Here is a 6328-nt window from a genome sequence, read left to right as displayed (position 1 = left end):
GTCACCGCCGACATCGCCGCCAAGGTCTGACCCACCGCCGGCGCGCATTGCGTTTTTTGGGGTTCGGCCCCGTTTGAACAAGGATTTCCACCATCGCTACCTCCTTCATGGACCGCCGCACGCCCAACGTGGAGCGCAAGCACCGTCTGAACCGCGAAGTCATGGCCCCCGAGGTTCGCCTCAACGGGGTGGACAACGAGCCCTTGGGCATCGTGTCGATCATGGAAGCGCTGCGACTGGCGGGTGAGGCCGACGTGGACTTGGTCGAAATTGCCGCCACCGCCAGCCCGCCTGTGTGCCGGCTGATGGACTACGGCAAGTTCAAGTACCAGGAACAGAAGAAGGCGGCGGAGGCGAAGGCCAAGCAAAAGGTCATCGACGTCAAGGAAGTGAAGTTCCGCCCGGGCACCGACGACGCCGACTACAACGTGAAGATGCGCAACCTGCGCCGCTTCATCGGCGAAGACGGTGACAAGGGCAAGGTCACGCTGCGTTACCGCGGCCGTGAAATCACGCACCAAGACATCGGCCTGCGCTTGCTGGAAAAGATCCGCGACGAGTTGTCCGACATCGCCGTGGTCGAGCACATGCCCAAGTTGGAAGGTCGCCAGATGATCATGATCTTGGCGCCCAAGAAGAAGTAATTTGCAAGATTCGGTCGGGACGCTTTGGTCGGCGTCTCGGTCGCTACAAGCCGGTCAGGCCATCAAGTGCAGGGGGTGACCCCGGCCGCCCAGATCGGCATATTCCTAAGGAGCAGTCATGCCCAAGATGAAGACCAAGAGCAGCGCGAAAAAGCGTTTTCGCGTGCGTCCGGGTGGCACCGTCAAACGCGGTCACGCGTTCAAGCGCCACATCCTGACGAAGAAGACCACGAAGAACAAGCGCCAACTCCGTGGCGCCGCGAACGTGCATGAGACCAACATGGGCCACATCGCTGCGATGCTGCCCAGCGCTGGTCTGTAATCTCAAGAACTGAAGGAGAAAACACATGCCTCGCGTCAAACGTGGTGTCACCGCTCGTGCCCGTCACAAGAAGGTCTTGGCCCTGGCCAAGGGCTTCCGTGGTCGTCGTAAGAACGTCTTCCGCATCGCCAAACAGGCGGTGATGAAGGCGGGTCAGTACGCCTACCGCGACCGCCGTGCCAAGAAGCGCGTCTTCCGTCAGCTCTGGATCGCCCGTATCAACGCCGCCTCGCGCGGTCTCGGCCTGTCCTACAGCAAGTTCGTGGCCGGCCTGAAGAAGGCCCAGATCGACATCGACCGCAAGGTCCTGGCCGATCTGGCGGTGCACGACCCCGCTGGCTTTGCCTCCATCTTTGCGAAGGTGAAGGCCGCGCTGGCGTAAATCGACCAGGGCCCCTTCGGGGGCCGATGAGCCGCCCGCGTCAAACCGGGCGAGCCCTTTCCGAAGGCCGAACACCGCCGGTGCTCGGCCTTCCTTTTTTCTGCTTCCCATGTCTGCATTGCTTGACCTGATCGAAGAGGCCCGCGGCGCGTTTGCCCAGGCCGCCACGCCCGCCCAGTTGGAGGACGCGAAGGCGCGTTTCCTGGGCAAGAGCGGCCGCCTGACCGAGCTGATGAAGGGCCTGGCCGCCTTGAGCGTCGACGAAAAGAAGACCCGCGGCGCCGAGATCAACCTAGCCAAGCAGCAGGTGGAAGCCTTGCTCACCGGCCGCCGCGCCGAGTTGGCCGAGGCCGAGCTCAACGCGCAGCTCAAGGCCGAGGCCCTGGACGTGACCCTGCCCGGCCGCGCGCGTGGGCAAGGCGGCTTGCATCCCGTCACGCGCACCATCGAGCGCATCGAGGCCATCTTTGGCTCCATGGGTTTTGACGTGGCCGACGGCCCCGAGATCGAAACCGACTGGATGAGCTTCACCGCCTTGAACAACCCGGAAAACCACCCGGCGCGTTCGATGCAGGACACCTTCTACGTCGACCTGAAAGACGACCACGGCGCCTGGCTGAACTTGCGCCCGCACACCAGCCCGATGCAGGTGAGGTACGCCCGCGCCCACGCCGCCCAGCACGCGGGCGAGGCGCACATGCCAGAGATTCGCGTCATCGCGCCGGGCCGCACCTACCGCGTGGACAGCGACGCCACCCACTCGCCCATGTTCCACCAGTGCGAAGGCCTGTGGATCGGCGAGAACGTTTCGTTCCGCGACCTCAAGGCGGTGTTCACCGACTTCTGCCGCCGCTTTTTCGAGACCGACGCGCTGCAACTGCGCTTCCGCCCCAGCTACTTCCCCTTCACCGAGCCCTCGGCCGAGATCGACATCGCCTTCAGCGAAGGTCCGCTCAAGGGTCGCTGGCTGGAAGTGGCCGGCTCGGGCCAGGTGCACCCCAACGTGGTGCGCAACTACGGCTTGGACCCTGAAAAGCACGTGGGTTTCGCCTTCGGCATGGGCCCCGACCGCTTGACCATGCTGCGCTACGGCGTGAACGACCTGCGCCAGTTCTTCGAGGGCGACCTGCGCTTCCTCGCCCAGTTCCGTTGATCGAGTTCCGAGATGCAATTCCCTGAATCCTGGCTGCGCAGCTTCTGCAACCCCGCGCTGAGCAGCGAACAACTGGCCGACCTGCTGACCCTGTCGGGCTTCGAGGTCGAGGAACGCCAACCCGTGGCCCCGCCGTTCAGCGGCGTGGTCGTGGCCGAGATCGTCGAGGCCGCCCAGCACCCCGATGCCGACCGCCTGCGCGTGTGCAAGGTCAACGCCGGCGGCGCCGAACTGCTCCAGATCGTTTGCGGTGCGCCCAACGCCCGCGTGGGCATCAAGGTGCCGCTGGCCACCGTCGGGGCCGAGCTGCCGCCCGGTGAAGACGGCAAGGCCTTCAAGATCAAGGTGGGCAAGCTGCGCGGCGTCGAGAGCTTCGGCATGTTGTGCTCGGCCCGCGAACTGGGCCTGAGCACCGACCATGGCGGCCTGCTGGAGTTGGTGGCCGACGCCCCTGTGGGCCAAAGCATCCGCGAGCACCTGGCGCTGGACGACCAGCTGTTCACCCTCAAGCTCACGCCCAACCTGGGCCACGCGCTGTCGGTGATGGGCGTGGCCCGCGAGGTGTCGGCCCTGACCGGCGCGCCGCTGACCCTGCCGGCCATGGCGCCTGTGGCCCCTGCCATCGCCGACCAGCTGCCCGTGAAGGTCGAGGCGCCCGAGCTGTGTGGCCGCTTCGCCGGCCGCATCGTGCGCGGCGTCAACCCGAAGGCCGCCACGCCGGCCTGGATGGTCGAGCGCTTGGCCCGTTGCGGGCAGCGCTCGGTGTCGGCCCTGGTCGACATCTCCAACTACGTGATGTTCGAGCTGGGCCGCCCCTCGCACATGTTCGACCTCGACAAGGTGCACGGCGGTTTGCAAGTGCGCTGGGGCCGTGTGGGCGAGACGCTCAAGCTGCTCAACGGCAATACCGTCACGCTGGACGAGAAGGTGGGCGTCATCGCCGACGCGCAGCAGGTCGAGTCCTTGGCCGGCATCATGGGCGGCGACAGCACCGCCGTGGGCGACGACACCCGCAACGTCTACATCGAGGCCGCCTTCTGGTGGCCCGAGGCCATCCAAGGCCGTGCCCGCCGCTACAACTTCAGCACCGACGCCGCCCACCGCTTCGAGCGCGGCGTCGACCCCGCCAGCATCGCCGAGCACATCGAGCGCATCACCGCGCTGGTGCTCGAGATTTGCGGTGGCCAAGCCGGCCCGTTGGACGACCAAACCCTGCGCCTGCCCGAGGCCAAGCCCGTGACCCTGCGCGTGGCCCGTGCCGCCAAGATCTTGGGCATCCCGGTCACCCAGGCCGAGTGCGTGCAGGTGATGCAGCGCCTGGGCTTTGCCTTCACCGAGGGCGAGGGCACGCTGACCGTCACGCCGCCGAGTTGGCGCCACGACATCCAGATCGAGGAAGACCTGATCGAAGAGGTCATCCGCGTGCTGGGCCTGCACCGCTTGGACGACGCCGCGCCCTTGGGCCCGGTGGTGCCGCGCGTGCTGCCGGAGCGCGTGCGCCCCTTGAGCCTGCTGCGCCGCCAACTGGTGGACCTGGACTACCAAGAGACCATCAACTTCAGCTTCGTCGAAGAGCGCTGGGAGCGCGAGCTGGCTGGCAACACCGACCCGGTGCGCGTGCTCAACCCCATCGCCGCGCCGCTGTCCGTCATGCGCTCGTCGCTGATGGGCAGCTTGGTCGCCGTGCTGCGCCACAACCTGGCCCACCGCGCCCCGCGCGTGCGCCTGTTCGAGACCGGCCGCGTGTTCTTGCGCGACGCCAGCGCGACCGACGGCGCCTTGGAAGTGGCCGGCCTGCGCCAGCCCCGCCGTGTGGCCGGCTTGGCCTACGGCCCGGTGGACGGTTTGCAGTGGGGCGGCAAGGACCGTCAGGTCGACTTCTTCGACGTGAAGGGTGACGTGGAGGCCCTGCTGGCCCCGCGCCGCGCCACCTTCGTGGCGGCCGAGCACCCGGCGCTGCACCCCGGCCGCAGCGCCCGCGTGGAGCTGGACGGCCAGCCCATCGGCTGGGTCGGTGAGTTGCACCCGCGCTGGCGCCAGGGCTACGAGCTGCCCCAGGCCCCGGTGCTGTTCGAGCTGGACTTGGACGCGCTGCTGCAGCGCCCCGTGCCCGCCGCCAAGACCCTGCCGCGTCACCCGGCCGCGCTGCGCGATCTGGCCGTGGTGGTGGGCGAAGGCGTGACCCACGACGCGCTGATGGCCGCCGTGGCCGCCGCCAACGACCCCATCGTGCAAAGCGCCCGTTTGTTCGACGTCTTCAAGCCCGCCCAACCCACGGCCGACCTGGCCGCGGGCGAACGCAGCTTGGCGCTGCGCATCGAGCTGCAAGACGAGAGCGCCACGCTGACCGACGAACGCATCGAACAGGCCATGGCCGCTGTCACCGCCAGCCTGCAAACCCGCGTCGGCGCCCGCCGTCGCGGCTGAGAACCCTGTGAGGACCGCCATGAGCGAACCGATCAAGCCCTCCGCCCTCATCGCCTCGATCGAGACGCCGACGCTGACCAAGGCCGAACTGTCGGAACTGCTGTTCGACAAACTGGGCTTGAACAAACGCGAGGCCAAGGACATGGTCGAAGCCTTCTTCGAGCTGATGAGCGACAGCCTCACCCGCGGGCGCGACGTCAAATTCAGTGGCTTTGGCAACTTCGGCCTGCGCCAGAAAGCCGCCCGCCCCGGTCGCAACCCGCGCACCGGGGAGCTCATCCCCATCGAGGCCCGTCAGGTCGTGACCTTCCACGCCAGCCAAAAGCTCAAGGACCTGGTTCAGGGGGACTGATGCCGGTCCCCAGGCGCTAGCATCCTGGACCCACCTGTCGCCTGGACGCCATGGACCCGAACGCCTTGCCCACCATCCCTGCTCGCCGGTACTTCACCATCGGCGAGGTGAGCGAGTTGTGCGGCGTCAAGCCCTACGTTCTGCGCTATTGGGAGCAGGAGTTCACCCAACTGCGCCCGCAAAAGCGCCGCGGCAACCGGCGCTACTACCAGCACCACGAGGTGCTGCTCATTCGTCGCATTCGCGATCTCCTTTACGACCAGGGCTTCACCATCAGCGGCGCGCGCAACCAGTTGGCCGATGCCTTCGCGTCCCCCATCACTTTGCAACCGTCGCCGTCTGCTCACGAGGGCCCGCTGAGTTGGCCCGAGTTGCGCTTCGAGTTGGAGCGCCTCAAAGAATCGCTCGGCAACTAGGCTATACTGCAAGGCTTCGTCGGGGTGTAGCGCAGCCTGGTAGCGCACTTGCATGGGGTGCAAGGGGTCGCGAGTTCGAATCCCGCCACCCCGACCAAGAATAAGAAGAGAAATCAAGGACTTAGGAGCTTCGGCTCCTAGGTCCTTTTTTCATTTCCGGCCCAGCAGTGCCTTGTGGGTGCTTGATTTGGCAATTTGGTGGCAATTTGGCATTTGCTAGGCCACCTATCGCGCCTCCATGCGCCTTGTTTCGAGCTGTTGTTTGCAGGCTCATGCCAGCGAACTCTTGACGGTTCCCTGATGTTTGTCGTTTGCCCGACACACCCGCACGCGCGCGCGCTTGGTGCGGTTTGCCCGGCTCACGCGCACGCGCGCGCACCTGGTCGCAAATGCGCTGAGCACGAAGGCGCGATTCCCTTTTTTTGCCGTTTGTTTATGGCGGGCAGTAGGTCGAGTCTGGTGCTAGAAGCCCAACGTCGAAGAGAACTGTCTAGCCTTCACTTGGTCCCAACTGAACCGCCCCGGGTTTCGCGGGGGCCCGTTGGTTTAAGTCAGACGGTCGCGGCCTGACCAGCGCGTTGTCGATGGTAGTTGGCCTCGAACTCGGCTGGCGGTAGGTAGCCCAGGGGTTC

General features: G+C 66.1%; 7 protein-coding genes and 1 tRNA gene. All 8 read left to right on the top strand.

Translation table 11 applies throughout. From position 1 onward, the window contains the following. Window positions 1-107 precede the first annotated feature (107 nt). The 8 genes from infC to O9335_RS12620 all read left to right on the top strand — a co-directional run bounded on the left by infC (window position 108) and on the right by O9335_RS12620 (window position 5793). Window positions 108-644 (top strand): translation initiation factor IF-3, encoded by a 537-nt coding sequence (infC, locus tag O9335_RS12655; protein WP_298388642.1) that lies wholly within the window; start codon window positions 108-110, stop codon window positions 642-644. 118 nt (window positions 645-762) lie between these two features. Next, window positions 763-966 (top strand): 50S ribosomal protein L35, encoded by a 204-nt coding sequence (gene rpmI / locus O9335_RS12650; protein ID WP_127681450.1) that lies wholly within the window; start codon window positions 763-765, stop codon window positions 964-966. Window positions 967-991: 25 nt separating this feature from the next. Beyond that, window positions 992-1348 carry a 50S ribosomal protein L20 gene (gene rplT / locus O9335_RS12645; RefSeq protein WP_127681448.1) on the top strand — a complete coding sequence of 119 codons (357 nt, stop codon included), beginning with the start codon at window positions 992-994 and terminating at the stop codon, window positions 1346-1348. A gap of 109 nt (window positions 1349-1457) precedes the next feature. Further along, on the top strand, window positions 1458-2501 hold the full coding sequence (gene pheS / locus O9335_RS12640) for a phenylalanine--tRNA ligase subunit alpha (protein ID WP_298388639.1): 1044 nt from the start codon (window positions 1458-1460) through the stop codon (window positions 2499-2501). Between the two features lie 12 nt (window positions 2502-2513). Further along, entirely contained in the window at window positions 2514-4928 is a 2415-nt protein-coding gene (gene pheT / locus O9335_RS12635; RefSeq protein ID WP_298388636.1) for a phenylalanine--tRNA ligase subunit beta, read from the top strand. 19 nt (window positions 4929-4947) lie between these two features. After that, window positions 4948-5280, top strand: coding sequence for an integration host factor subunit alpha (locus O9335_RS12630; protein WP_298388605.1), 333 nt, complete (start codon window positions 4948-4950; stop codon window positions 5278-5280). Window positions 5281-5330: 50 nt separating this feature from the next. Further along, window positions 5331-5696: a MerR family transcriptional regulator gene (locus tag O9335_RS12625; RefSeq protein WP_298388603.1), complete on the top strand. Its 366-nt coding sequence runs from the start codon at window positions 5331-5333 to the stop codon at window positions 5694-5696. 20 nt (window positions 5697-5716) lie between these two features. Next, window positions 5717-5793: transfer RNA gene (locus tag O9335_RS12620), tRNA-Pro, on the top strand. Window positions 5794-6328 lie beyond the last annotated feature (535 nt).

Source organism: Inhella sp. (assembly GCF_027532025.1).
Taxonomy (GTDB): domain Bacteria; phylum Pseudomonadota; class Gammaproteobacteria; order Burkholderiales; family Burkholderiaceae_C; genus Inhella.
Note: the sequence above shows the minus strand (reverse complement) of the source record. Positions and strands in the feature narration are given on the sequence as shown.